We start from the raw sequence: 22,814 nt of genomic DNA, 5'->3' as shown, positions 1-22,814 counted from the left end.
GCCGTGGTGCGCGTCCCTGCGCACCACGGCCGCCCCGGCACCGGCGGGAAAGGGCGTCAGACGCGCATCGGCTGCGGCGACTCCCGGCGGCCCGCGTCCGGCCCCGGGTACTCGCGGATGATCTCGTACCGCGTGTTGCGCTCCACCGGGCGGAAGCCGGCGTCCCGGATCAGTTCGAGCAGGTCGTCGCGGGTGAGCTTGTTGGGCGTGCCGTAGTTGTCGGCGTCGTGCGTGATCTTGTACTCGACGACCGAGCCGTCCATGTCGTCGGCGCCGTGCTGGAGCGCCAGCTGCGCGGTCTGGACGCCGTGCATCACCCAGAAGACCTTGACGTGCGGCACGTTGTCGAACAGGAGCCGGGAGACCGCGAAGGTCTTCAGGGCCTCGGCGCCGGTCGCCATGGTGGTGCGCGCCTGGAGCTTGTTGCGGACCTTGCCGTCCTGCATGTCGACGAAGTCGTGCTGGTAGCGGAGCGGGATGAAGACCTGGAAGCCGCCGGTCTCGTCCTGGAGCTCACGCAGCCGCAGCACGTGGTCGACGCGGTGCCGGGGCTCCTCGATGTGCCCGTACAGCATCGTCGAAGGGGTCTTGAGCCCCTTCTCGTGGGCGAGGCGGTGGATCCGGGACCAGTCCTCCCAGTGGGTCCGGTGGTCCACGATGTGCTGGCGGACCTCCCAGTCGAAGATCTCGGCGCCGCCGCCGGTCAGGGACTCCAGACCGGCCTCGATCAGCTCGTCGAGGATGTCGGAGGCCGACATGCCGGAGATCGTCTCGAAGTGGTGGATCTCGGTGGCCGTGAACGCCTTCAGCGAGACGTTCGGCAGCGCCTTCTTCAGCTCGGAGAGCGAGCGCGGGTAGTAGCGCCAGGGCAGGTTGGGGTGGAGCCCGTTGACGATGTGCAGCTCGGTGAGGTTCTCGCCCTCCATCGCCTTGGCGAGACGGACGGCCTCCTCGATGCGCATCGTGTACGCGTCCTTCTCGCCCGGCTTGCGCTGGAAGGAGCAGTACGCGCAGGAGGCGGTGCACACGTTCGTCATGTTGAGGTGACGGTTGACGTTGAAGTGGACGACGTCACCGTTCTTACGGGTCCGGACCTCGTGGGCGAGGCCGCCGAGCCAGGCCAGGTCGTCGGACTCGTAGAGGGCGATGCCGTCCTCACGGCTCAGCCGCTCACCGGCCCGGACCTTCTGCTCCAGCTCGCGCTTGAGTCCCGCGTCCATTACGGCCGCCTCCCATATTCTCCGAAATCAGGCTCCACCCACGCTACCCTCAGCCCTCCTCGGGCAGATCTCCGACCCGGTTCTCCCACTTCGTGGAGAGGACGATGGTGGTACGGGTCCGGGAGACGCCCTTCGTGCCGGACAGCCGGCGGATCGTCTTCTCCAGGCCGTCCACGTCGTTCGCCCGCACCTTGAGCATGAACGAGTCGTCGCCGGCGATGAACCAGCAGTCCTCGATCTCGGCGAGGTCCTTCAGCCGGCGCGCCACGTCCTCGTGGTCGGCCGCGTCGGAGAGCGAGATGCCGATGAGGGCGGTGACGCCGAGTCCGAGCGAGGCGGCGTCGACGGTGGCGCGGTAGCCGGTGATGACGCCGGCCGCCTCGAGGCGGTTGATGCGGTCGGTGACGGAGGGGCCGGAGGGCCCGACGAGCCGGCCGAGCTCGGCGTAGGAAGCCCTGCCGTTCTCGCGCAGAGCCTGGATGAGCTGCCTGTCCACGGCGTCCATAGGTACGAAGCCTTCCATTGTCCAGCGATACCGCGAGTTTAGGTATAGAATCTAAGGTACACAGGGGTCGACACCCTGTGAATCTTTCTGCAGAACAAAGACGATCTTTCAGGAGTGGTGTTCACCGTGTACACGATCGAGATGGCCTACGCCCGTATGCGCGAGCTGCAGGACCTGGCCAACCGCTCGCGTGCCCACCAGCCGTCCGCTTCGGAGCGCGCCGAGAAGAAGCGCGCCGCCAAGAAGCGCTAATCACCCCGAGAGCCCGCACCACCACCGAGCTCTCCCTCCCAACGGCGGTACAGCCGGTGCGGCACCCCCGCCGCGTCGAGCACCCGCCCGGCGACGAAGTCCACCAGATCCTGGATGTGCGTCGCCCCCGCGTAGAACGCCGGAGAGGCGGGCAGCACCACGGCGCCCGCCTCGTCCAGCGCCACCAGATGCTTCAGCGTCTGCCCGTTCAGCGGGGTCTCCCGCACCGCGATCACCAGCGGCCGCCGCTCCTTCAGCGTCACGCTCGCCGCACGCTGCAGCAGGTCCTTCGAAAGCCCCAGCGCCACACCCGCCACCGAGGCGGTCGACGCGGGCACGATCAGCATCCCCTTCACCGGGTACGAACCCGAGGACGGCCCCGCCGCCAGGTCCCCGGCCGACCAGTACCGCACGCCCTCGACGTCCACGGCGAACGTGTCCGGCTTCCCGTCGGCACCCCGTGCCAGCCACGCCGTCAGGTCCTCACGCCAGTGCGCGTCCCGGAAGGCGATCCCCGTCTCGTCGAGCAGCGTCAGCCGCGACGCCCGCGAGACGACCAGGTCGACGCTCTCCCCCGCTGCGAGCAGCCCCCTCAGCACGGCGGCCGCGTACGGGGTCCCCGACGCCCCCGACACCCCGACCACCCAGGGACGACGCTGCTGTTCCTCTACCGCTTCCACGCCGATGAGCCTATCCGGCGGGCTCGGCGCGCGATGCGTCAGGCGTTCGGGTCCACCGGGTGGGCGAGACTCCCCTCACACGGTGAGACCACGCACCAGGAGATCCAGCAACGCGCACACGAACAGGGCCATCCCGATGAAGCCGTTGACGGTGAAGAACGCCCTGTTCAGGCGGGACAGGTCGTGCGGGCGCACGATGCTGTGCTCGTAGACGAAGGCGACGGCGACGATCAGCAGGCCCGCCCAGAAGAAGAGCCCGGCGTCCGTCGCCACGGCGTACCAGACCAGCAGTGCGGCGGTCACCACATGGGCGCCCCGGGCCCCCCACAGCGCCGCCGGGATGCCGAAGCGGGCCGGGACCGACTTCACACCGTGGGCGCGGTCGGCCTGGACGTCCTGGCAGGCGAAGATCAGGTCGAAGCCGCCGATCCAGACGCCGACGGCGAGTCCGAGGATCACCGCGTCCCAGGACCACTCACCGGTCACCGCGATCCAGGCCCCGATCGGCCCGATGGCCTGGGCCAGCCCCAGGATCGCGTGCGGGAAGTTCGTGAACCGCTTTCCGTACGGATAGACCACCATCGGCACGACCGCGAGCGGCGCGAGTGCCAGGCACAGGGGGTTCAGCAGCGCCGCGGCGCCGAGGAAGACGACGACCGCTATCGCGGCCCCGGTCCACGCCGATCGCACGGACACGGCGCCCGTGACCAGCTCGCGGCCCGCCGTCCGCGGGTTACGGGCGTCGATCTCGCGGTCGATGATCCGGTTGCAGGCCATCGCGAAGGTCCGCAGCCCGACCATGCAGACCGTGACGAGGAGCAGCGTGACCCAGTCGATGTTCCGGTCCTGCCGGAACATGGCGGTCAGCGAGGCGATGTACGCGAAGGGCAGCGCGAAGACCGAGTGCTCGATCATCACCAGGCGGAGGAACGCCTTGGTGCGTCCGGGCAGCGGGGCGGCCGCGGCGGCGCTGGTCACAGGCCGTACTCCTTCCACCTGCGGTCCACGAGCGCGGCCGTGGCCGGATCGGACTCCACCATGTCCGGCCAGCCGCCGTCCCGGGTGTAGCCCTCCTCGGGAAGCTTCTTCGTCGCGTCGATGCCCGCCTTGCCGCCCCAGAACTGCTGGTACGAAGCGTGGTCGAGGTGGTCGACCGGGCCCTCGACGACGGTCAGGTCACGGGCGTAGTCGGTGTTCCCGAGCGCCCGCCAGGACACCTCGTGCAGGTCGTGCACGTCGCAGTCCTTGTCCACCACGATGATCAGCTTCGTCAGCGACATCATGTGCGCGCCCCAGATGGCGTGCATGACCTTCTGCGCGTGCTTCGGGTACTTCTTGTCGATCGAGACGATCGCGCAGTTGTGGAAGCCGCCCGACTCCGGCAGGTGGTAGTCCACGATGTCCGGCACGATGATCTTCAGCAGGGGCAGGAAGAAACGCTCCGTCGCACGGCCGAGCGGCCCGTCCTCCGTCGGCGGCCGGCCCACCACGATCGACTGCAGCAGCGGACGCTTCCGCATCGTCACGCAGTCGATCTTCAGCGCCGGGAACGGCTCCTGCGGCGTGTAGAAGCCGGTGTGGTCGCCGAAGGGGCCCTCCGGCAGCATCTCGCCCGGCTCCAGCCACCCCTCGATCACGACCTCCGCGTTCGCCGGCACCTGGAGCGGCACGGTCTTGCAGTCGACCATCTCGATCCGCTTGCCCTGCACGAAGCCGGCGAAGAGGTACTCGTCGATGTCGCCCGGCAGCGGAGCCGTCGACGCGTACGTCACGGCCGGCGGGCAGCCGAACGCGATGGCGACCGGCAGCCGCTCGCCGCGCGCCGCCGCCACCGCGTAGTGGTTGCGGCTGTCCTTGTGGATCTGCCAGTGCATGCCGATCGTGCGCCTGTCGTGACGCTGGAGCCGGTAAAGCCCGAGGTTCCGTACGCCCGTCTCCGGGTGCTTGGTGTGCGTCAGACCCAGGTTGAAGAAGGAGCCGCCGTCCTTCGGCCAGGTGAAGAGCGCCGGAAGCCGGTCCAGGTCGACGTCGTCGCCGGTGAGGACGACCTCCTGGACGGGAGCGTTGTCCGACTTCACCTTCTTCGGCGGCACGTGCACCATCGAGCCCAGCTTGCCGAAGGCCTCGCGCACCCCGACGAAGCCGTGCGGAAGCTCGGGCTTGAGCAGTCCGCCGATCTTCTCGCTGATCTCCTCGTACGACTTCAGGCCGAGCGCCTTGAGCAGCCGGCGGTCCGTCCCGAAGACGTTCATCGCGAGCGGCATGGCGGAGCCCTTGACGTTCTCGAAGAGGAGCGCCGGGCCTCCCGCCTTGTTCACCCGGTCGACGATCTCCCCGACCTCCAGGTACGGGTCGACTTCGGCCTTGATGCGCTTGAGGTCGCCATCGCGTTCCAGGGCCCTCAGCAGCGAGCGGAGATCGTCGTAAGCCATAGGGGCCAGTATCCGCCACGGGCTAGGCTGGACCTGTCACCGGGGCCGTCGAAACGGGCCCTCCCACCGCTTCCAGCATCGCTTCCAGGGGGCTGTCCCACATGCTCAGGGCACTGATGTACATCCTGCCGCTGGCGCTGACGATCTACGCGTTCATCGACTGCCTCAACACCCCCGAGGACGAGGCCAAGCACCTGCCCAAGGTCGTCTGGGTCATCATCATCCTGCTGTTCTGGATCGTGGGCCCGATCGTCTGGTTCGCCGCGGGCAAGATGCGCAAGTCCCCCGCCGGCGGCCGCACGCCCTCCGAGTGGCACCGCAGCCACCGCACCGAGTGGGTCGCCCCCGACGACAACCCCGACTTCCTCAAGTCCCTCAAGGACGAGAACGAGAAGGACGAGGCCGTCCTCAAGGACTGGGAGGCGGACCTGCGCCGCCGCGAGGAGGAGCTGAGGAAGCAGCGCGAGCAGGGCGACGACGAGCAGAAGTCCTGACGTGGAATTCCGGCTCCTGGTCACCTTCGAGAAGGTCGCGACCGTCCTCTCCTTCACCCGGGCCGCCACCGAGCTGAAGTACGCCCAGTCCAGCGTGACCGGCCAGGTCCGCTCCCTGGAGTCCTCGCTCGGCGTGGAGCTCTTCGAACGGCTCGGCAGCCGCATCCGGCTCACCGAGGCCGGTGAGCGGCTCCTGCCGTACGCCCGCCGGATCATCGAGCTCAACGAGGAGGCCCGGGCGGCGGTCGCGGAGGCCGAGGAGCCGGCCGGGTCGATCGCCGTCGGCACGATGGAGTCGCTGACCTCCTACCGGCTGCCGCCGCTCCTGGAGCTCTTCCACCACCGCTACCCCAAGGTGCAGCTGACCCTGCGCCCCACCCTCGGAGACGAGACCCGCCAGGCGCTGCGCCAGGGCACGTACGACGTCGGGTTCCTGATGGAGCGCGAGACGGAGCACGAGGGCCTGGAGACGGAGATCCTCGCGCCCGAGCCCCTGGTCCTCGTGGCCGGTCCCGGCCATCCGCTGACCGGGCGTACGGGCCTGACCAGCGCCGATCTGGCGGCGGCCCGGCTGGTCGGCACGGAGCCGGGGTGTCCCTACCGCGACCTCTTCGAGGAGGAGCTACGGCGGTGGGCGCCGCCGTTCATGGAGTTCGGGACGATCGAGGCGACCAAGCGGGGCGTGGCCGGCGGCCTCGGGATCGCCCTGCTGCCCCGGGTCACCGTCTCCGAGGAGCTGGCGTCCGGGGCGCTGGTGGAGCTGGACTGGGAGCCGCCGTTCACTCTGGTCACACAGATCGCGTGGCGGCGGGGGAAGCGGCTGCCGGCGCATGTGCGGCTGTTCGTGGAGCAGGCGCGGCGGCTCGTACGGGAGGAGTCGCCGGAGGCGTCTTCGCCGTCGCCGACAGCGTGACCTTCAGGCTGGCCAGCACGATCAGCGGGACACCGAGCGCCTGGACGAGGCCGATGTGGTGCCCGTACACAGCCCAGTCGGCGAACATCGCCACGGCCGGGTAGGTGAAGGCGAGGACGGCGATCTTGGCGGTGGGCAGCTTCTGGTAGGCCGCGTACATCAGGACGTACATCAGTCCGGTGTGGATGAGCCCGAGGCCGACGAGCCAGCCCCAGCCGGCGCCGAGCCGGGAGGCCGCGCCGAAGTCGGCGAAGGGCAGCAGCAGCGGGATGCCGGCCAGCACCTGGACGAGCGCGACGAGGTGGGGGCGTACGCCGGTGATCCGCTTGGTGACGATCGTCGACAGGGCGTAGAGAACGGCGGCGGCGAGGGCGAGCCCGAGGCCCTTGAGGGAGGCGGTGTCGCCGGGCCGGATGCCGGAGACGAGGACGAGCCCCACGAAGGCGACGGCGAGCCAGCCGAACTTCGCCGCGGTGATCCGCTCCCGGAAGAGCACCGCGCCGAACACCACGAGGAAGAACGGCTGGGTGTGGTAGACGACGGTGGCGAAGGAGATCGAGGTGGCCTCGTACGCCTCGAAGAGCAGGACCCAGTTGAAGACGATGAACACGCCGCCGAGGACGGCGAGTCCGAGCTTCTTCGGCGTGAGGCCGTGCCCGGTGAAGTAGCCGCGGGCCAGGCTGTACACGCCGAGGGCGATCGCCCCGAACAGGCAACGGAAGAACACCACGTTGAACGGCGACGCCCCGGACTCGACGACGAAGATGCCGAGGGTGCCGGAGAGCACCATGGCGAGGGTCAGCTCGACGGTTCCCCTGGTCTGCGTTGCGCTCTCGTTTCTCATGCCCACGACGCTACGGACGGGGCCCGCACCCGGTCCACGAGCCAGTGGGGCGTCCTGCCGATGGGCCCATCGGCGGAGCCGATGAGCGGCCGGAATACCTTCGCGGAAGGCGAAGTTGGCACCGGGACACCCCTGACACCGGAGCAGACATGACCTTCGACACCGCCCACGGTTCGGACCGCTCGTTCCTCTTCGTCCTCGGCAGCTCGCGCTCCGACGGCAACACCGAGATCCTCGCCCGCGCCGCCGCCGAGCAACTGCCCGCCGATGTCCCCCAGCGCTGGGTGGACCTGAACCGGCTGCCCCTGCCCGACTTCCAGGACGGGCGGCACGAGACCGCCGGCCGGCCGGGCGGGGAGAACGAGGAGCTGCTGCGACAGGCCACGCTGGAGGCCACCGACATCGTCATAGCCTCGCCCCTGTACTGGTACACCCTCTCCGCGCAGACCAAGCGCTACCTCGACTACTGGTCGGGCTGGCTGAACGAGCCCGGCTCGGACTTCAAGCAGCGGATGGCGGGCCGGACCCTGTGGGGGGTGACGGCCATGGCCGACGGCGACCACGTCGTCGCGGGCGGCCTGGTGACCACCCTGAACCATTCGGCGGCCTACCTGCGGATGCGGTTCGGCGGGGTGCTGACCGGGACCGGCTCCCGACCCGGCCGGGTGCGTGCCGACGAACAGGCGATGATCCGCGCCAAGGCCTTCTTCCAGGGCGGGACACCGCTCGCCCGGTTCCCCTACGAGAAGGGGTCCGACGCCGCCGCGTGAGGAGGGGGCGCCGGGTGGCGAGAGCCCCCGCACACGAGATGACGGACTCCCCGGCCCCCGGCGGCCGGTACGCGGACCGAGCCACCCCGTGATGCCGGCGCCCCGCCGGGGAAGAGTCCCGGCATGGACCGGGAACAAGCACGCCGGTGGCTCGCCACCGCTCTCACCGAGGCACGCACCGGGCTCGCCGAGGGCGGGATCCCCATCGGGGCCGCGCTGTACGGGGCGGACGGCACGCTCCTCGGGCGCGGGCGCAACCGGCGCGTGCAGGACGGGGATCCCTCGACGCACGCGGAGACCGCCGCCTTCCGAGCGGCGGGCCGGCAACGCTCGTACCGGGGCACGACGATGGTGACGACCCTCTCCCCCTGCTGGTACTGCTCCGGCCTGGTGCGGCAGTTCGGGATCTCGCGGGTGGTCGTCGGGGAGGCGCGGACCTTCCACGGCGGGCACGACTGGCTGGCGGAGCACGGGGTGGAGGTCGTCGTGCTCGACGACCCCGAATGCGTCGCCTTGATGCGGGAGTTCATCGCCGTGCGCCCGGCTCTGTGGAACGAGGACATCGGCGATGACATCGGTGACGAATGAGCCGAGGCGGACGGGCCCGGGCGCCACAGGACGGCAACGCCCGCACAACGGTCTCGAAAAGCCTGCCGCTTTCCCAACAGCCTGTCGATACCCTTGAGTTGACTGCGACGGGGGTGGCGGGTGGACAGAGAGCTGTACGGCCGTGAGGCGGTCTTCCAGGATTCCGGGCTCGCGGCCCGGCTGACCGGGCTCGCTCCTGAGGGCTTCGCGCGGACCGCGTACGAACATGGCGACGACCCGCCCGTCACCGTCTTCACCGGCGGGCGGGGCATGGGCAAGACCGTCCTGCTCAAGCAGCTGCGCAACGCCTACAAGGGCGCCACACCGCTCGCGCTGCTCGACTGCGCGCACATCGAGCCGCCCGCCGACCACGGCCCCGGCTGGAACCCGCTCACCGGCGCCCTCGCCGAGCTCGCCGGGCAGCTCGCCCCCCGGGGGTTCGCCTCCGCGCCCGTGGAGTTTCCCCGGCTCTCGCTCGGCCTGGTCGCCGTCGCCTCCACCAGCTGGTCGCGGGAGGACGAGGAGCGGGCCAGGCACGACCTGCAGCGGCTCGGACCGGTCCTCGCGAGCGTCGACGCGGCGAAGGGAGCCGGCGCCACCTGGGTCACCAAGGTCCTCAGCAAGCTGGCCGCCAACTTCGCCGAGGCCACCGCCCCCATGGCCGGCCTCCTGGCCGAGGCGACGGTGGAGACCGTCCTGGAGGAAGTGTTCGGCCGAAGCCAGCGCCGGTCCGAGAGCTGGTACGGGAACTACCGCGACGCCGGCGGCCGGGGCAAGATCGGCCTCCAGTACCTCGCCAACGACTTCGAGCAGGGCGGCCGTCGCCGCCAGGAGGCCGAGAGCTTCCTCGTCGGCGCGCTCGTCGAGGACCTGTACCGGGCCTACACCGGTCTGCTGCGGGCCGGAGCCCGCCGTGGCCGGCCCGTCCTCCTCCTCGACAACGCCCATGTGCCGCTCGGCCGCCGCCTGATCGAACCGATTCTGCGGGACCGCGCCTCCGGGCGCCGCGACCGCGTCGTGGTCTTCGCCACCTCCCGGGTCCGCGAACACGAGGGCATGCGCCGCGCGACCCGGCTGCGGCTGCCCGAGACCGCCCGCCTGGCCCCCTGCCCACGCGGCACGGACATCACCTCCGGCATCCTCGCCGTCGAACTGACCCCGCTCTCCCCGGCCCACGCCCAGTCCGCCTTCGACCGCCACGACCCGGCCGGACGGACCCCGGCCGACCTGGCCCGGGGCGTCCACCGGCTCGCGGGCGGGCGCCCCCTGGGCGTGACCCTGCTGAGCCGGGCCGCCGGCGAGGCCCCGGCGGAGCTGCGGTCCTCCCTCACCCCGGGCGCCCTGCTCGACCTGACGGTGGAGCTGCGCGAGGACACCCCGCCGGTGCCGGTCGCGCCCACGCTGCTCGAGGAGCTGCTGCCCGGCGAGCCCCACGGCCGGCTCGCCGTGCTCGCCGCCGCCCACGACGAGACCTCCGCCCGGCTCCTCGCCCACACGCGGCTGCCCGGGGAGTCCCCGGACGGGGACATGGCGCTGGAGGTACGGGACCGGCTGCGGGCCGAGGGCTGGCCCACGAGCCCCGAGCACTTCGTCGCCGATCCGCTGCTGCGCGCTCTGCTGCTGCACCGGCTGCGCTTCGAGGACGGCGAGACCTACGCGACCTGGCGGGCCGTCCACGAGACCCTGCACCAGCACTACGACCAGGAGTCCGGGCTCCCGCACCGGCTGCACCACGAACTGGCCCTCGGCCGGACCGGGCAGGCGGTGACCCATCTGCGGGTGACCTTCCCCCGGCCGGACGTCGAGGGCTGGCTGGGACGGCTCCGCTTCATCGCCTCGGCGCCCTACCCGCGCACCCGCGACCGCATGGGCGGCGGCGAGCAGACCGGCTTCATCGATCGCGCGGACTCCCGCGACCGGTCCGGCTCCCGTGATCGCACCGCCCCCGACCCCCGCCGGGCCGTCGCGCTCGGGCAGCTGCCGCCGGACCGGCTGCCCGCCGGCCTCGACAGCGAGGCCGCCGAACTCCACCTGCGTCTGCGCCGATTGCTGCACGCCGTCTGGCTGCTGACCGACCCGCTCGCCCTGCCCGACGAGGAGGTGACGGAGAAGCTGGCGAACGAGCTGCGCCAGCTCTCCGGCCGCCACCTGACGGGCAACCGACCCCTGTGGGACGCGGCCACCCACTGGCCGACGGACATCCGCGCCTGGCGGGAGCTCTCGCTGCCGCCGTCGCGCGAGGACGGAGTCTGAGGACCATGCTCGCCTGGCTGCGCTTCCACCTCTGGCACACCACCCGTCAGCGGATCCTCACCACGGTGGTGACCCTCGCCGTCCTCGGCTCCCTGACCGGGTACGCCGTGAACCGCGCCACTACCCCCGAGGACCGTTCCTGCGCCCCGGGCGTCGAGCGGCCCCAGGGCAGCACCGAGTGCGTCGGCGTCAACGGCGACGGCCACGACTTCGGCGTCCCGACGCTGACCGAGGTGGCCGGCCGCATCCGCGACGAGAACCGCGCGCTGAAGCCGGGCGAGTACACGACCGTCGCCCTGCTCCTGCCGCTGACCTCCACGGACAGCGGCATGCGGGTCAAGGTCCTGCACGAGGTCCAGGGCGCCTTCGCCCGGCAGTACCGGGCCAACCACGAGTCGAACAGCGAGACCCCGAAGATCCGGCTCGTCCTCGCCAACACCGGCAAGGGCAACGCCCACTGGCGTACGACGGTCGACCGGCTGAAGGCGATGACGGACGGCCCCGACCGGCTGCGGGCGGTCTCCGGCGTCGCCACCTCCTCGACCGAGATACGGCAGGCGGTGACGGCCCTGACCGGCGCGGGCATCGCCGTCGTCGGCACGACGATCACCGCCGACGACATCGCCAACGGCCCCGGCGCGGGGAACAACCGCTACCCCGGCCTCGCCCGCGTCTCGCCCACCAACGGCGACGAGGCCAAGGCGCTGGCCCACTTCGGCAAGGTGGAGGCGTCGAAGGCGCTGCTCGTCCAGGACACCCGGACCGGCGACCACTACACGGACACACTGAAGGCCGCGTTCGCGGGCTCCCTGAAGGGCGCTCCGTACGAGCCGCAGCTGTTCACCTCGCCCGCCGACCCGACGGAGGAGGGCACGACCGCGAACACCTTCCGCCAGATCACCCACCTGATCTGCGACACCCGCGCGGAGACCGTCTTCTTCGCGGGCCGCCACACCCAGCTGCGGCAGTTCATCAACGCGCTCGGCGCCCGCGGCTGCGCCGAGCGGGCGTTCACGGTCCTGACCGGCGACGAGGGCTCGTACCTGGGGGCGGACCGGAAGCTGAACCGGGCGGCCCTGAAGGCGAAGCTGACCGTCCGCTACGCCTCCCTCGCGCACCCCGACGCCTGGCGGCCCGCCCCCGGCCGGCCGGTGCCGGGCACGGGCGGCTCGACGGCGGCCTACGAGACGTTCCTCGCGGACATCGCCAAGGCCTCCGAGGAACCGGTCGCGCTCGCCGACGGGCAGGCGATCGTCGCGTACGACGCGATGGCCACGGCGGTCCACGCGATCCGTCAGGCGACGCCGCAGGGCGCCCGGTACCCGGAGCCGGCCGACGTGGTCACCCAGTGGCCGCAGGTGAAGGGGTCGCTGCGGGTGGAGGGCGCGAGCGGCTGGATCTGTCTGGACAATTTCGGCAACCCGTTCAACAAGGCGGTCCCGATCGTGCAGCTGGCCCTGGACGGCACACAGCGCTTCGTCGAGATCGCCTGGCCGGAGGGGAACCCCCCGTCGAAGGACTGCCTCCCGCCGAGGCGCGGCTGACCACGGCAGAGCTTTGGGAAGCCCCAGGGCTCACGGCTCCCACCTGGGCCAGGGCGCCTCGTCCCGCGCGTACAGGTCCCGCAGGTGCTGCCAACGCTCGGCGGTCCACTCCAGCCAGTCCGTGGGCCGGCCCTCCAGGGCCTCCGCCAGGCGCTCGAAGTGGTCGTGCCACCCCGCCAGCATGTCCAGCTTGTCCTCCGGCGTCCCGCGGAACTCGCTGGTGAAACGCAGCACGGTCGACCCGCCATCACCGCCGCCCGGTTCCAGATGGAACCGGATCCGGCCGTGCGGCGGGCCGACCGTGTACTCGGCCACGTACTCCGCGTCCCAGGCGGTCACCCGCCCCGAGACCACCGTGTCTCCGTTCAGCCAACGCAGCGTCACCGCCCCGCCGAGCCTCGGCTCCAGCCGGTCCGCCGCGCAGAGCCACTCGCGCAGGCCCTCCGGTGTCGCGACGGCCGTCCAGGCCCGCGCCATCGGGTGGCCAAGATCGATCACGTACCGCAGGTGGTGCAGGTCGCCGTCGTGGGTCTCGCACCTGCCCCGCGGTATCCGGCTCATGGCTCCGGCGTCCATACCTCCAGCGTGGCGCCGGCGCGCGTCCTCCGCCAGCTCGGCGGGCCGGCTCACACGCCCGCGTAGGAGTGCTTGCTGGTCACGAAGATGTTGACGCCGTAGTAGTTGAAGAGGAAGCAGGCGAAGGCGATGAGCGCGATGTACGCGGCCTTGCGGCCCTTCCAGCCGGCCGTCGCGCGCGCGTGCAGGTACGCGGCGTAGCCGACCCAGGTGATGAAGGACCAGACCTCCTTGGCGTCCCAGCCCCAGTACCGGCCCCACGCGTCGCCGGCCCAGATCGCGCCCGCGATGATCGTGAACGTCCACAGCGGGAAGATCGCCGCGTTGACCCGGTACGAGAACTTGTCGAGCGAGGCCGCCGAGGGCAGCCGCTCCATCACGGACCGGGCGAAGGAGCCGGGCTCGCCACCGGTCGCGAGCTTGTTCTCGTAGGAATCGCGGAAGAGGTAGAGCAGGGTGGCGACCGCGCCCAGGTAGAACACGGCACCGCAGAAGATCGCGGTGGAGACGTGGATCCACAGCCAGTACGAGTCGAGCGCCGGCACCAGCTGGTCGCTGGGGGTCTTCAGCCAGGTCACGGCCATGCCCAGGTCCAGCAGGACGGTCGTCATCAGCGGCAGGCCGAGCCAGCGGACGTCCTTGCGGGCGAGAAGGAAGCCGAGGTACGCGCCGACCGCCACGGTGGAGAAGGTGGTGGAGAACTCGTACATGTTGCCCCAGGGGGCCCGCTGCACCGCGAACGCGCGGGCGATCACGCCGGCCGCCTCGATGAGGAACGCGAGGGTGGTGAGCGAGACGGCGATACGGCCGTACAGGTCGCCCTTGACCGTGCCGCCTGCCGCGCCGGGGCCGTCCGGCACGTCGCGGGTGCCGGCGCCGGACCGGGTGACGACCTTCGGCTTGTCGAGCACGGCGGTGGAGCCGCCCTGGTTCACCCGCACGGTGACGGCGGGAGCGGCGGCCCTCGCGGTCGCCGTCAGCTCGGCGGCCGTCCGGCCGACCTTGCTGCGGCTGCCGAACACCCACTCGGCGATATGGGCGAAGAAGGCAAGCGTGTACACGGCCATCGAGGAGTAGATGAGCATGTCGCTCATCCGCGCCAGGCTCTCGTTGGTCTCGGCGGCGAGACTCACGGCGAGATTCACTTCTCAGCCCCTTCGGCTTCGGCAGGGTCGGCTTCGGCAGGTTCTTCTGCGGGTTCCGCTGCGGGGTCTCGCGCGGGTTCCGGCGCGGTCGGCGCCTGTGCGTGGAGCGTGAGCGCGAGGTCGGCCAGCTCCTCGGGGAGCTTGGCGGACTCGCTCCGGCCGAGGCCCGCCATCTCGACGACGGTGACCCCGTCCTCGCCCCGTACGGCCCGGACCCACACCCGGCGCCGCTGGATGAACAGCGAGCCGGACAGACCGGCGATCGCGGCGATCGCGCCGGCGAGGGCGAGACCGTTTCCGGGCTGCTGGGAGACCTGGAAACTCGCCCACTCCTTGATGTCCTTCTCGAAGGTGATCGAGCCGGCACCGTCGGGCAGGGTCATGGTCTCCCCCGGCAGCATGCGCTGCGCGAGCTTGTTGCCGTGCTTGTCCTTGAACTGCGTCATCTTGGACTTGTCCAGCTGGTACACGTTCTGCGGCAGGCCGGAGTCGACGCGCAGGTCGCCGTGGAATCCGGTGAGCGCCATGACGGGGAAGTCGAGCGCCGGGAACTGCGAGAACATGTCGCCCTTGCCGGCGCCCGCGAAGGTCGGCACGAAGAAGGCCTGGAAGCCCAGCTGCTCCTTCTTGCCGTTCTTGTCGCGGTAGCCGTCCATCACCTTGATCGCGCCGGTCGAGGTGATGTTGTTGTCGAAGGGCAGCAGCGGGACGGCCCCGTGGAAGACGACCTTGCCGCGGCCGTCCTTGACGGTGACGACGGGCGCGTACCCGTGGGCGATCAGGTACACCTTGGAGCCGCCGACCTTCAGCGGCTCGTTGACACGGATGACCGCCTTCTTGTCCGCCCCGCCCGCCTCGGAGTAGGTGACGGCCGCCTCGAAGGTGCGCGGGGTACCGCGCTGGGGGCCGGTCTTCTCGTACGTGCCGGTGAAGCTGTCCAGCTGGAAGCTGAACGGCGCCAGGTCGTCCGTGCTGTAGAGCGAGCCGGACTTGAAGTCGTCGTACTGCGTGAGGGTGTTCGAGAAGCCGTCGCCCTCGATGATCAGCTTGCCGCCCTCGGACTTGAAGAGCTGGCCCCAGGCGAACGCCACCAGCATCACGATCAGCGCGATGTGGAAGAGCAGGTTCCCGGCCTCGCGCAGATAGCCCTTCTCGGCGGCGACCGCGTCCTTGACGGTGTGCGCGCGGAAACGACGCCCCTTGAGCACGGCGAGCGCCGCGTCGCGGACCTGCTCCGGCTCGGCCTCGGTACGCCAGGTCGTGTAGGCGGGCAGCCGGGTCAGGCGGCCGGGGGCGCCGGGCGGCAGGCCGCGGAGCTGGCCGACGAACTGCCCGGTGCGCGGGACGATGCAGCCGATGAGGGAGACGAACAGCAGGATGTAGATCGCGGAGAACCACACCGAGCTGTAGACGTCGAAGAGCTGGAGCCTCTCGTACAGCGGCGTGAGCGTCTCGTGCGCCCTCTTGAAGTTCTGCACCTTCAGCTCGTCCGCGCCGGTCTGCGGGATGAGGGAGCCGGGGATCGCACCGAGGGAGAGCAGGAAGAGCAGGATCAGCGCGACCCGCATGGAGGTCAGCTGCCGCCAGAACCAGCGGATCCAGCCGACGACACCGAGGGCGGGGCCACCGACGGCGGCCTCCTCCCTGGGGGCGGTGGAGAGCTGGGACCCGGCCTCGCCGAGATCGTGCGCCTCGGTCTCGGCCGTGGTCTCGGTCGTGGTCGTGGTCGTGGTCGTGCTCTTGCTCATCGGAACTCTCAGATCCCCACCGTGAAGCCGCTGGACCAGCCCTGCATCGTGGAGACCATGCTGTCCCACGCTCCTGTGAGCAGCAGCAGACCGGTCAGGATCATCATGCCGCCGCCGATTCTCATCACCCACACATAGTGCTTCTTGATCCACCCGAACGTGCCGAGGGCCTTGCGGAAGGCGACCGCGGCGAGGATGAAGGGGACGCCGAGTCCGAGGCAGTACGCGACGGTCAGCAGGGCGCCGCGGCCGGCGCTGGCCTCCTGCGCGGCGAGCGCGTTCACGGAGGCGAGGGTCGGACCGATGCAGGGCGTCCAGCCGATGCCGAAGAGCGCGCCGAGCAGCGGCGCGCCGACGAGGCCGGTGACGGGCTTCTTGTGGAAGCGGAACTCGCGCTGGGTGAACCAGGGCATGAGGCCCATGAAGAAGACGCCCAGCGCGATCATCAGGATGCCGAGGACGGTGGTGAGGGTGTCCCGGTACTCCTGGAGGGTCGAGCCGAAGTAGCCGAAGAGGGCGCCGCCGGAGACGAAGACGGCGGAGAAGCCGAGGACGAAGAGGGAGGCGCCGGCGGCCATCCGGCCGCGCTTGGCCTCGGCCAGGTCGGTGCCGGTGACGCCGGTCACGTACGACAGGTAGCCGGGCACGAGCGGCAGGACGCACGGGGAGAAGAAGGAGACCAGGCCGCCGAGCACGGCGATGGGCAGGGCGAGCAGAAGGGCCCCGCTGAAGACCGTCTCGTTCACGTCACTTCTCCGCGAGAAGCGGCTCGATCATCGAGCGCAGCTTCTTCTCGTCGAGTGCCATGAGGGAACGGGCGGCGATCTTCCCCTCCCTGTCGAGCACGACGGTGGACGGAATGGCCTGCGGATTCAGCGTGCCCTTGGGGAATCCGTTGAGGATCAGCTTCCCGGAGGGGTCGTACAGGCTCGGATAGGGCACCTTGTAGTCGTCCTCGAAGGTGATCGCCTGCTGCTTGTTGAAGTCGCGGGTGTTCAGCCCGACGAATTCCACGCCCTTCGGCTCGAGGTCGCCCGCGACCTTGGCGAAGTGCGGTGCCTCGGCCCGGCAGGGGCCGCACCACGATCCCCACACGTTGAGGACGACGACCTTGCCCTTGAGGTCGGCGACGTCGAGCCGCTCGCCCTCGATCGTCTCGCCCGCGATCTCCTTGATCGCCTTGCGCTCGCCCTTGGCGACGGTGGAGACACCGCCCGTGTTGGTGACGAAGTTGGTGTCCCCGCCACCGCCGGACTTGCCGTTGGTGTCGGAGCCGCAGGCCGACAGAGCGAGGGCGACCGACAGCGTTCCGACGGCGAGCAGGGTGCGTCGAGGGGCGCGGCTAAGGCTCATGTGAAAAGTTTCGCATGGGCGTTTGGGGGATCTTGGGCACCCCCCTATGTGCCCGTAAAACCCCCATGTGAAGACCGCTTAAGCGGCCTGCGGTCAAGCGGCCCGGAGGAAATTGTTCCAGCCGCCGGTGGGCGACTGGCCGACCTCGAGCGTGCGGAGTTTGGCGAGAATCTTGGGGTCCTGGACGTCCAGCCAGTCCACGAACTGCTTGAAGGAGACCAGCCGGACGTCCTTCTTGCCCGCCATGCCCTTGAGCGCCTCTTCGACGGCGTCCATGTAGATGCCGCCGTTCCACTGCTCGAAGTGGTTGCCGATGTAGAAGGGCGCGCGGTTGGACTCGTAGGCGCGCTTGAATCCGGCAAGATACGCCTCGGTGGCCTGCTTGCGCCAGCCGGGATAGCGCGAGGGCACGCCCTTGGTCGTGTTCTTCGACTGGTTGGCGAGGATGTTGTAGTCCATGGACAGGACCTCGAAGGAGTGGCCGGGGAACGGCACGGCCTGCAGCGGGAGGTCCCAGATCCCCTGGCGCTTGTCCGGCCATGTCTGGCGGCCGCCGGGCGAGCTGGCGTCGTAGCGCCAGCCGAGCCGCTTCGCGGTGGGCAGGAGGTTGTCCTGGCCGAGGAGGCAGGGGGTGCGGCCCCCGATGAGTTCCTTGCGGTAGTCGAAGGGCAGCGGATCGAGGTCGGTCCAGCCGCTGTTCGTCTTCCACTCGGTGACGAACTTCATGGCCTGGTCGATCTCGCTCTGCCACTGGGCGGGCGTCCAGTTGCCGACGGAGCCGGAGCCCCCGCAGAAATGGCCGTTGAAGTGGGTGCCGATCTCGTGCCCCTCGAGCCATGCCTGGCGGACGTACTTGAGGGTGTCCTTGATGTGGTCGTCGGTGAGGTAGCCGATGTCGGAGGCGCCGACGCGGTTGTTCGGCGGGCGGTAGAGGCTCTTCTTGGACTCGGGGAGGAGATAGATCCCGGAGAGGAAGAAGGTCATCGCCGCGTCGTGGTTCTTGGCGAGTTCGAGGAAGCGGGGGAAGAGTCCGTTGCCGACCTCGCCGGCACCGTCCCAGGAGAAGATCACGAACTGCGGCGGGGCCTGGCCGGGTTCGAGCGGGACGGGGGCGTCGGGCTGGTGCGGCTGCTTGCCGGTGTCCGCGGTGGAACCGTCGCCGATGGGCTTGGCGTCGTCCTGGGCCGGAGCGGGAGTGCTCGGGTCTCCCGAGGCGTCACCGCCCTTACCCGACCCGGAACCTCCCTTTTTGTCCGGTTCGTTGATGCCGCACCCGGCGATCCCGATCGCCGCGGCGGCACCGACGCCCGCTTCCAGAAGTCCCCTTCGGCTGATCCCGTGGCTCCCGCTGCTCCCGCTGCTCCCGCGCATGACGTCCCCATTCGCGCTGACGTTTGACCGAACGGACCGAACGGTCATCCAAACCGACAATGAGTGAGATGCCGGGAGGAACACGGAGGTTCCGGGAATTAGCACAAAGATTTCAGGGCGACCGGAGGGAATGATCCCATCCGATCGCCCTGACGGTGTACCCCCCGGACATGCCCGAGGCGCGACCCGTTCGCCCGGGCCGATCCCGCGGCCGCGACCCGTTCGAGCCGATCCCGCGGCCGCGACCCGTCCGGGCCGATCCCGCGGCCGCGACCCGTTCGAGCCCGTTCGGACCCGCTACGCCCCGAAGGCCTTCGACTGACCCTTGACCGGCTTCGCGCCCGCGAGCAGATGCGGCGGTACGAGATCCCGGGCCGGCTCGCTGTACCCGACCGAGACGATCTTGTCGCCCTGGTAGGTGAACGAGGTCAGCGAGGCGAGCGTGCACTGCCGGCGCCGCGGGTCGTGCCACAGCTTCCGCTTCTCGACGAAGCTGCGCACGATCCAGATCGGCAGCTGGTGGCTGACGCAGACGGCCTCGTGCCCGCGCGCCGCGTCCTTCGCCGCGTCCAGCGCGGCTGTCATCCGCACGACCTGCTCGATGTACGGCTCGCCCCAGGACGGCTTGAAGGGGTTGGTGAGGTGCTTCCAGTTGCCCGGCTTGCGCAGCGCCCCGTCGCCGACGCCGAAGGTCTTGCCCTCGAAGACGTTGGCGGCCTCGATGAGCCGCTCGTCCGTGGCCAGGTCGAGGCCGTGGCTCTTGGCCACCGGCTGGGCCGTCTCCTGGGCGCGCTCCAGCGGCGAGGAGACGACGTACGTGATGTCCCGGCCGGCCAGGTGCTCGGCGACCCGGTCGGCCATCCGCCGGCCGAGCTCCGAGAGGTGGTAGCCGCTGCGGCGGCCGTAGAGGATGCCGTCGGGGTTGTGCACCTCGCCGTGCCGGACCAGGTGGACGACGGTGATGTCGTCGCCGTGGGCGCGTTCCTTGTCGCTCATGCCACGGCCTCCGCTGCGGCGCGGGCGGCGGCGGGCAGCGCGGCGGCGATCCGCTCGATCGCGCGCTCGTCGTGGGCGGTGGAGACGAACCAGGACTCGAAGGCGGAGGGCGGGAGGTAGACCCCGTCGGCCAGCATCGAGTGGAAGAAGGCGTTGAAGCGGAAGGCCTCCTGCTTCTTCGCGTCGTCGTAGTCGCGGACCTCGTCGGCCGTGAAGAACACGGAGAACATGTTGGACGCGGTCTGCAGCCGGTGGGCGACGCCCTCCTTAGCGAGCGCGCCGGTGACCAGGCCCTGGATCTCCCGCGAGACCGTGTCGACCTTCTCGTACGCCGCCGCGTCGAGCAGCCGCAGCTGCGCGAGACCGGCGGCGGTGGCGATCGGGTTACCGGAGAGGGTGCCCGCCTGGTAGACCGGTCCTGCCGGGGCAAGGTGCCCCATGACGTCGGCGCGACCGCCGAAGGCCGCGGCCGGGAAACCGCCGCCCATGACCTTTCCGAAGGTCATCAGGTCGGGCACGACGCCGTCGATGCCGTACCAGCCGGCGCGGGAGGTACGGAAACCGGTCATCACCTCGTCGGAGATGTACAGCGCGCCGTTCGCGGAGCAGAGCTCCTTCAGGCCGGCGTTGAACCCCTCCAGCGGCGGCACGACGCCCATGTTGCCCGGCGAGGCCTCGGTGATCACGCAGGCGATCTCGCCCGGGTGCGCGGCGAACGCGGCCCGGACCGCCTCCAGGTCGTTGTACGGCAGGACGATCGTGTCGCCGGCCTGCGCACCGGTCACGCCGGGCGTGTCGGGCAGACCGAAGGTGGCCACGCCGGAGCCGGCCGCGGCGAGCAGCGCGTCCACGTGCCCGTGGTAGCAGCCGGCGAACTTCACGACCTTGGCCCGGCCGGTGAAGCCGCGGGCGAGCCGGATCGCCGACATGGTGGCTTCCGTACCGGAGGAGACCAGCCGGACCTGCTCGACCGGCGCGATCCGCGAGACGATCTCCTCGGCGAGGGCGACCTCGCCCTCGCCCGGCGTACCGAAGGACGTGCCGCGGGCGACGGCGGCCTGCACCGCGGCGATCACCTCGGGGTGGGAGTGACCGAGGATCATCGGCCCCCACGAGCAGACGAGGTCGACATACTCGCGACCGTCCGCGTCGGTGAGGTACGGGCCGGTACCGGACACCATGAACCGGGGCGTACCGCCCACGGCCCGGAAGGCGCGCACCGGTGAGTTCACGCCGCCGGGCGTCACGAGGGACGCGCGGTCGAAAAGCGTCTGTGAGACTGGGGCTTCGTATGAATACGGCACTGTGGTCCTGACCTGCGAGTAAGTCTGCGAGTACGGAGAGACGGCGTGGGCACCCTGTGAATTACGCCGGGGCGTCGGTCCTCCGCGTCTGCGAAACTGGGGCGTCATAGGGATGGCTCACGGAATCCATGGTGTCAGAGGGCCGGACGTTCTTGCGGACAGGTGTTTCACCGCGAGAGCGTGGGGGAGGTCACTGTCACGATGATCGGCTTGCGCGGCGGGGGTCGTGCTGCCCAAAAAAGCAGTCGGGTGGAGATATGCATCGCGGTGGCGGACTGGGTGAGGGGACGGACGGCCTGGGTCCGGAGCCTGCCCGGCGGGGGAAGCACCGGCGACGGCGTACGGAAGGCCCGACGGGCGCGGCCGGAACGCCGGGCATGTCAGGCGTGCCGGGGACATCGGGAACGCCGGGCGGGTCAGGAACGCCTGGGACGCCGGGAACGTCTGAACCCACAGGACCCATCACAGGGGGCGGGAGTGGCCGGTTGGGTGTGACGTACAAGTACTTCGGCGCCCCCGACGGCGCCACGGCGGCCCGCGTACCGATCTCGATGCGTCCGGAGGAACTGGGCGGCGACGAGCTGGGCATGGGCGGCATGTTCACCAAGATCAAGCCCGAGACGATAGCCGCGATGGTCCTCACGGGCATCCAGGGCATGCCCCTGCACAAGGTGCCCCCGCTGGAGCTGGTCGTCCTCCACCCCGACTACGCCGTGGTGAAGCTGCCTATGACGGTGGTCGATCCGCTGCGCGGCATCGGCGAGGAGTCGGTCGGCGCGGCCGCCTTCATCTGGTCCACGGTCCCCGACCGCGGCGGCCCACGGGACGCGTTCAACGTCTACCAGCTGCTGCACGAGTGGCAGGACTTCTCCCACCGGCTGCACGAGGCGGGTCACCAGCCGTACTGCCTGGTCTGGCCCTGAGCCTGCGTTGCGCCACCCTTCCCGCTCTCATAAGTGCTGAAGTTAGGACAAACAGCACAAAGTGGACGGATGAGGAAGGACGCACATCGTGAGCAGAGCGCGCCTGGCCGGCGAACCCATGCAGATCGGCGAGGTCGCCGCGCGGACGGAACTGTCCCTGCGGTCGATCCGCCAGTACGAGGACTGCGGCCTGGTCGTCCCGTCCGCGTCCTCCCCGGGCGGCTTCCCGCTCTACACGGACGCCGACGTGGACCGTCTGATGGTGATCCGCCGGATGAGGCCCCTGGGCTTCACCTTCGACGAGACCCGCGACCTCCTCACCGCCATGGACCGCCTCACAGCGGACCGCCCCGGCACGCCCGAGGAGCTTTCCCCCGAGACCCGCTCCACCCTCCTCGCCCGCGTCCACGCCTACGAACGCGCCACCGCCGACCGCATCACCACCCTCCGCACCCAACTCACCCGCGCCGAGGAGTTCGCGGCGTCCTTGCGCTCCCGCCTGGGGGAACACGCGACGGTGTGAGGGGCGGGACGAGGGCAGGAGGGGGCGCGGCCGGGGGCGGGGGCCGCCGGATGAGGGCCGGGCAGACGGGCGGCGTCCGGCACATGATCGGCGGCCCACCAGGACCGAGGGCATCGGCTTCCGCAGGCCCGCCGAGGCCAGGACATCGGCTCCGTCAGGCCTGCTAGGCCGTGTCCGAAAGTAGCGCCGTCTGCCCGCAGGGCAGGGCCCGCGACGTCTGGTGCGTGCGATGGCAAGGCGGAGGGTCGCCCCCGCGCTGAAGGGCCCACCACCCGCCAGCCGCGTCCCCCAACCTCACAGGGCGATACACCTAGGACTCATGGGGTGGTCCCCAGGCCCGCAAGGGCCTGGGGAGCGGGTCGCCCCAGCCCGCGCAGGGC

22 protein-coding genes and 1 pseudogene are annotated in these 22,814 nt (G+C 70.4%); 9 read left to right on the top strand and 14 right to left on the bottom strand.

Going from position 1 to position 22,814, the window contains the following annotated elements; all coding sequences use genetic code 11:
• Positions 1–56: 56 nt before the first annotated feature.
• Positions 57–1,220 (bottom strand): aminofutalosine synthase MqnE, encoded by a 1,164-nt coding sequence (gene mqnE, locus IE136_RS30875; RefSeq protein ID WP_158988172.1) that lies wholly within the window; start codon positions 1,218–1,220, stop codon positions 57–59.
• A gap of 49 nt (positions 1,221–1,269) precedes the next feature.
• Positions 1,270–1,725, bottom strand: coding sequence for an Lrp/AsnC family transcriptional regulator (locus tag IE136_RS30870; protein WP_189601950.1), 456 nt, complete (start codon positions 1,723–1,725; stop codon positions 1,270–1,272).
• Between the two features lie 126 nt (positions 1,726–1,851).
• On the opposite strand from IE136_RS30870, the gene IE136_RS36515 reads away from it, so the two are divergent.
• Positions 1,852–1,977 (top strand): hypothetical protein, encoded by a 126-nt coding sequence (locus IE136_RS36515; RefSeq protein WP_268247973.1) that lies wholly within the window; start codon positions 1,852–1,854, stop codon positions 1,975–1,977.
• Here IE136_RS36515 and IE136_RS30865 read toward each other — a convergent pair.
• The 3 genes from IE136_RS30865 to IE136_RS30855 form a co-directional block, all read right to left on the bottom strand.
• A complete protein-coding gene (locus IE136_RS30865) occupies positions 1,974–2,657 on the bottom strand; it encodes a UbiX family flavin prenyltransferase (protein ID WP_158988173.1) in 684 nt (227 codons plus the stop codon). The two genes, IE136_RS36515 and IE136_RS30865, sit on opposite strands and share 4 nt — an antisense overlap.
• 75 nt (positions 2,658–2,732) lie before the next feature.
• Complete coding sequence (mqnP, locus tag IE136_RS30860) at positions 2,733–3,635, bottom strand: menaquinone biosynthesis prenyltransferase MqnP (protein ID WP_158988174.1); 903 nt, start codon at positions 3,633–3,635, stop codon at positions 2,733–2,735.
• Positions 3,632–5,089: a menaquinone biosynthesis decarboxylase gene (locus tag IE136_RS30855; RefSeq protein ID WP_158988175.1), complete on the bottom strand. Its 1,458-nt coding sequence runs from the start codon at positions 5,087–5,089 to the stop codon at positions 3,632–3,634. The genes mqnP and IE136_RS30855 overlap by 4 nt, the downstream gene beginning before the upstream one ends.
• A 101-nt stretch (positions 5,090–5,190) precedes the next feature.
• Here IE136_RS30855 and IE136_RS30850 point away from each other — a divergent pair, with 101 nt between their 5' ends.
• Together IE136_RS30850 and IE136_RS30845 are read left to right on the top strand one after the other, a co-directional pair.
• Positions 5,191–5,583 (top strand): PLD nuclease N-terminal domain-containing protein, encoded by a 393-nt coding sequence (locus IE136_RS30850; RefSeq protein ID WP_158988176.1) that lies wholly within the window; start codon positions 5,191–5,193, stop codon positions 5,581–5,583.
• A gap of 1 nt (position 5,584) precedes the next feature.
• A pseudogene (locus IE136_RS30845) lies at positions 5,585–6,460 on the top strand (LysR family transcriptional regulator); the annotation flags it as partial.
• Here the strand turns inward: IE136_RS30845 and IE136_RS30840 are convergent.
• Positions 6,372–7,340: a DMT family transporter gene (locus tag IE136_RS30840; protein WP_158988177.1), complete on the bottom strand. Its 969-nt coding sequence runs from the start codon at positions 7,338–7,340 to the stop codon at positions 6,372–6,374. The pseudogene IE136_RS30845 and the gene IE136_RS30840 sit on opposite strands and share 89 nt — an antisense overlap.
• Before the next feature lie 149 nt (positions 7,341–7,489).
• Here IE136_RS30840 and IE136_RS30835 point away from each other — a divergent pair, with 149 nt between their 5' ends.
• From IE136_RS30835 to IE136_RS30820, 4 genes are all read left to right on the top strand, one after another.
• Positions 7,490–8,110 carry a flavodoxin family protein gene (locus IE136_RS30835; protein WP_189601949.1) on the top strand — a complete coding sequence of 207 codons (621 nt, stop codon included), beginning with the start codon at positions 7,490–7,492 and terminating at the stop codon, positions 8,108–8,110.
• 123 nt (positions 8,111–8,233) lie between these two features.
• A complete protein-coding gene (locus tag IE136_RS30830) occupies positions 8,234–8,698 on the top strand; it encodes a nucleoside deaminase (RefSeq protein WP_189601948.1) in 465 nt (154 codons plus the stop codon).
• 120 nt (positions 8,699–8,818) lie between these two features.
• Entirely contained in the window at positions 8,819–10,951 is a 2,133-nt protein-coding gene (locus IE136_RS30825; protein ID WP_189601947.1) for a hypothetical protein, read from the top strand.
• A gap of 5 nt (positions 10,952–10,956) precedes the next feature.
• Entirely contained in the window at positions 10,957–12,495 is a 1,539-nt protein-coding gene (locus IE136_RS30820) for a type 1 periplasmic-binding domain-containing protein (RefSeq protein ID WP_189601946.1), read from the top strand.
• Positions 12,496–12,525: 30 nt separating this feature from the next.
• Here the strand turns inward: IE136_RS30820 and IE136_RS30815 are convergent, their stop codons facing one another.
• The 8 genes from IE136_RS30815 to hemL all read right to left on the bottom strand — a co-directional run bounded on the left by IE136_RS30815 (position 12,526) and on the right by hemL (position 20,988).
• Complete coding sequence (locus tag IE136_RS30815) at positions 12,526–13,071, bottom strand: SRPBCC domain-containing protein (protein WP_373309183.1); 546 nt, start codon at positions 13,069–13,071, stop codon at positions 12,526–12,528.
• A 50-nt stretch (positions 13,072–13,121) separates the two neighbouring features.
• Positions 13,122–14,204, bottom strand: a complete 1,083-nt coding sequence (gene ccsB, locus IE136_RS30810) for a c-type cytochrome biogenesis protein CcsB (RefSeq protein ID WP_158994394.1) — start codon at positions 14,202–14,204, stop codon at positions 13,122–13,124.
• An 8-nt stretch (positions 14,205–14,212) separates the two neighbouring features.
• Entirely contained in the window at positions 14,213–15,964 is a 1,752-nt protein-coding gene (resB, locus tag IE136_RS30805; RefSeq protein ID WP_189601945.1) for a cytochrome c biogenesis protein ResB, read from the bottom strand.
• Positions 15,965–15,972: 8 nt separating this feature from the next.
• On the bottom strand, positions 15,973–16,710 hold the full coding sequence (locus tag IE136_RS30800; RefSeq protein WP_158988182.1) for a cytochrome c biogenesis CcdA family protein: 738 nt from the start codon (positions 16,708–16,710) through the stop codon (positions 15,973–15,975).
• 1 nt (position 16,711) lies between these two features.
• Positions 16,712–17,317: a TlpA family protein disulfide reductase gene (locus IE136_RS30795; RefSeq protein ID WP_158988183.1), complete on the bottom strand. Its 606-nt coding sequence runs from the start codon at positions 17,315–17,317 to the stop codon at positions 16,712–16,714.
• A gap of 93 nt (positions 17,318–17,410) precedes the next feature.
• Positions 17,411–18,688, bottom strand: a complete 1,278-nt coding sequence (locus tag IE136_RS30790) for a polysaccharide deacetylase family protein (protein ID WP_189601944.1) — start codon at positions 18,686–18,688, stop codon at positions 17,411–17,413.
• Positions 18,689–18,985: 297 nt separating this feature from the next.
• On the bottom strand, positions 18,986–19,684 hold the full coding sequence (locus IE136_RS30785) for a histidine phosphatase family protein (RefSeq protein ID WP_158988185.1): 699 nt from the start codon (positions 19,682–19,684) through the stop codon (positions 18,986–18,988).
• Positions 19,681–20,988, bottom strand: a complete 1,308-nt coding sequence (hemL, locus tag IE136_RS30780) for a glutamate-1-semialdehyde 2,1-aminomutase (RefSeq protein ID WP_189601943.1) — start codon at positions 20,986–20,988, stop codon at positions 19,681–19,683. Before hemL ends, IE136_RS30785 begins: the two co-directional genes overlap by 4 nt.
• Positions 20,989–21,245: 257 nt before the next feature.
• On the opposite strand from hemL, the gene IE136_RS30775 reads away from it, so the two are divergent.
• Positions 21,246–21,911, top strand: a complete 666-nt coding sequence (locus IE136_RS30775; protein WP_158988187.1) for a hypothetical protein — start codon at positions 21,246–21,248, stop codon at positions 21,909–21,911.
• Positions 21,912–22,014: 103 nt separating this feature from the next.
• Complete coding sequence (locus tag IE136_RS30770; protein ID WP_158994396.1) at positions 22,015–22,434, top strand: MerR family transcriptional regulator; 420 nt, start codon at positions 22,015–22,017, stop codon at positions 22,432–22,434.
• The last annotated feature ends 380 nt before the right edge of the window (positions 22,435–22,814 follow it).

This window comes from Streptomyces lateritius (genome assembly GCF_014649715.1).
Lineage (GTDB): Bacteria > Actinomycetota > Actinomycetes > Streptomycetales > Streptomycetaceae > Streptomyces > Streptomyces lateritius.
Note: the sequence above shows the minus strand (reverse complement) of the source record. Positions and strands in the feature narration are given on the sequence as shown.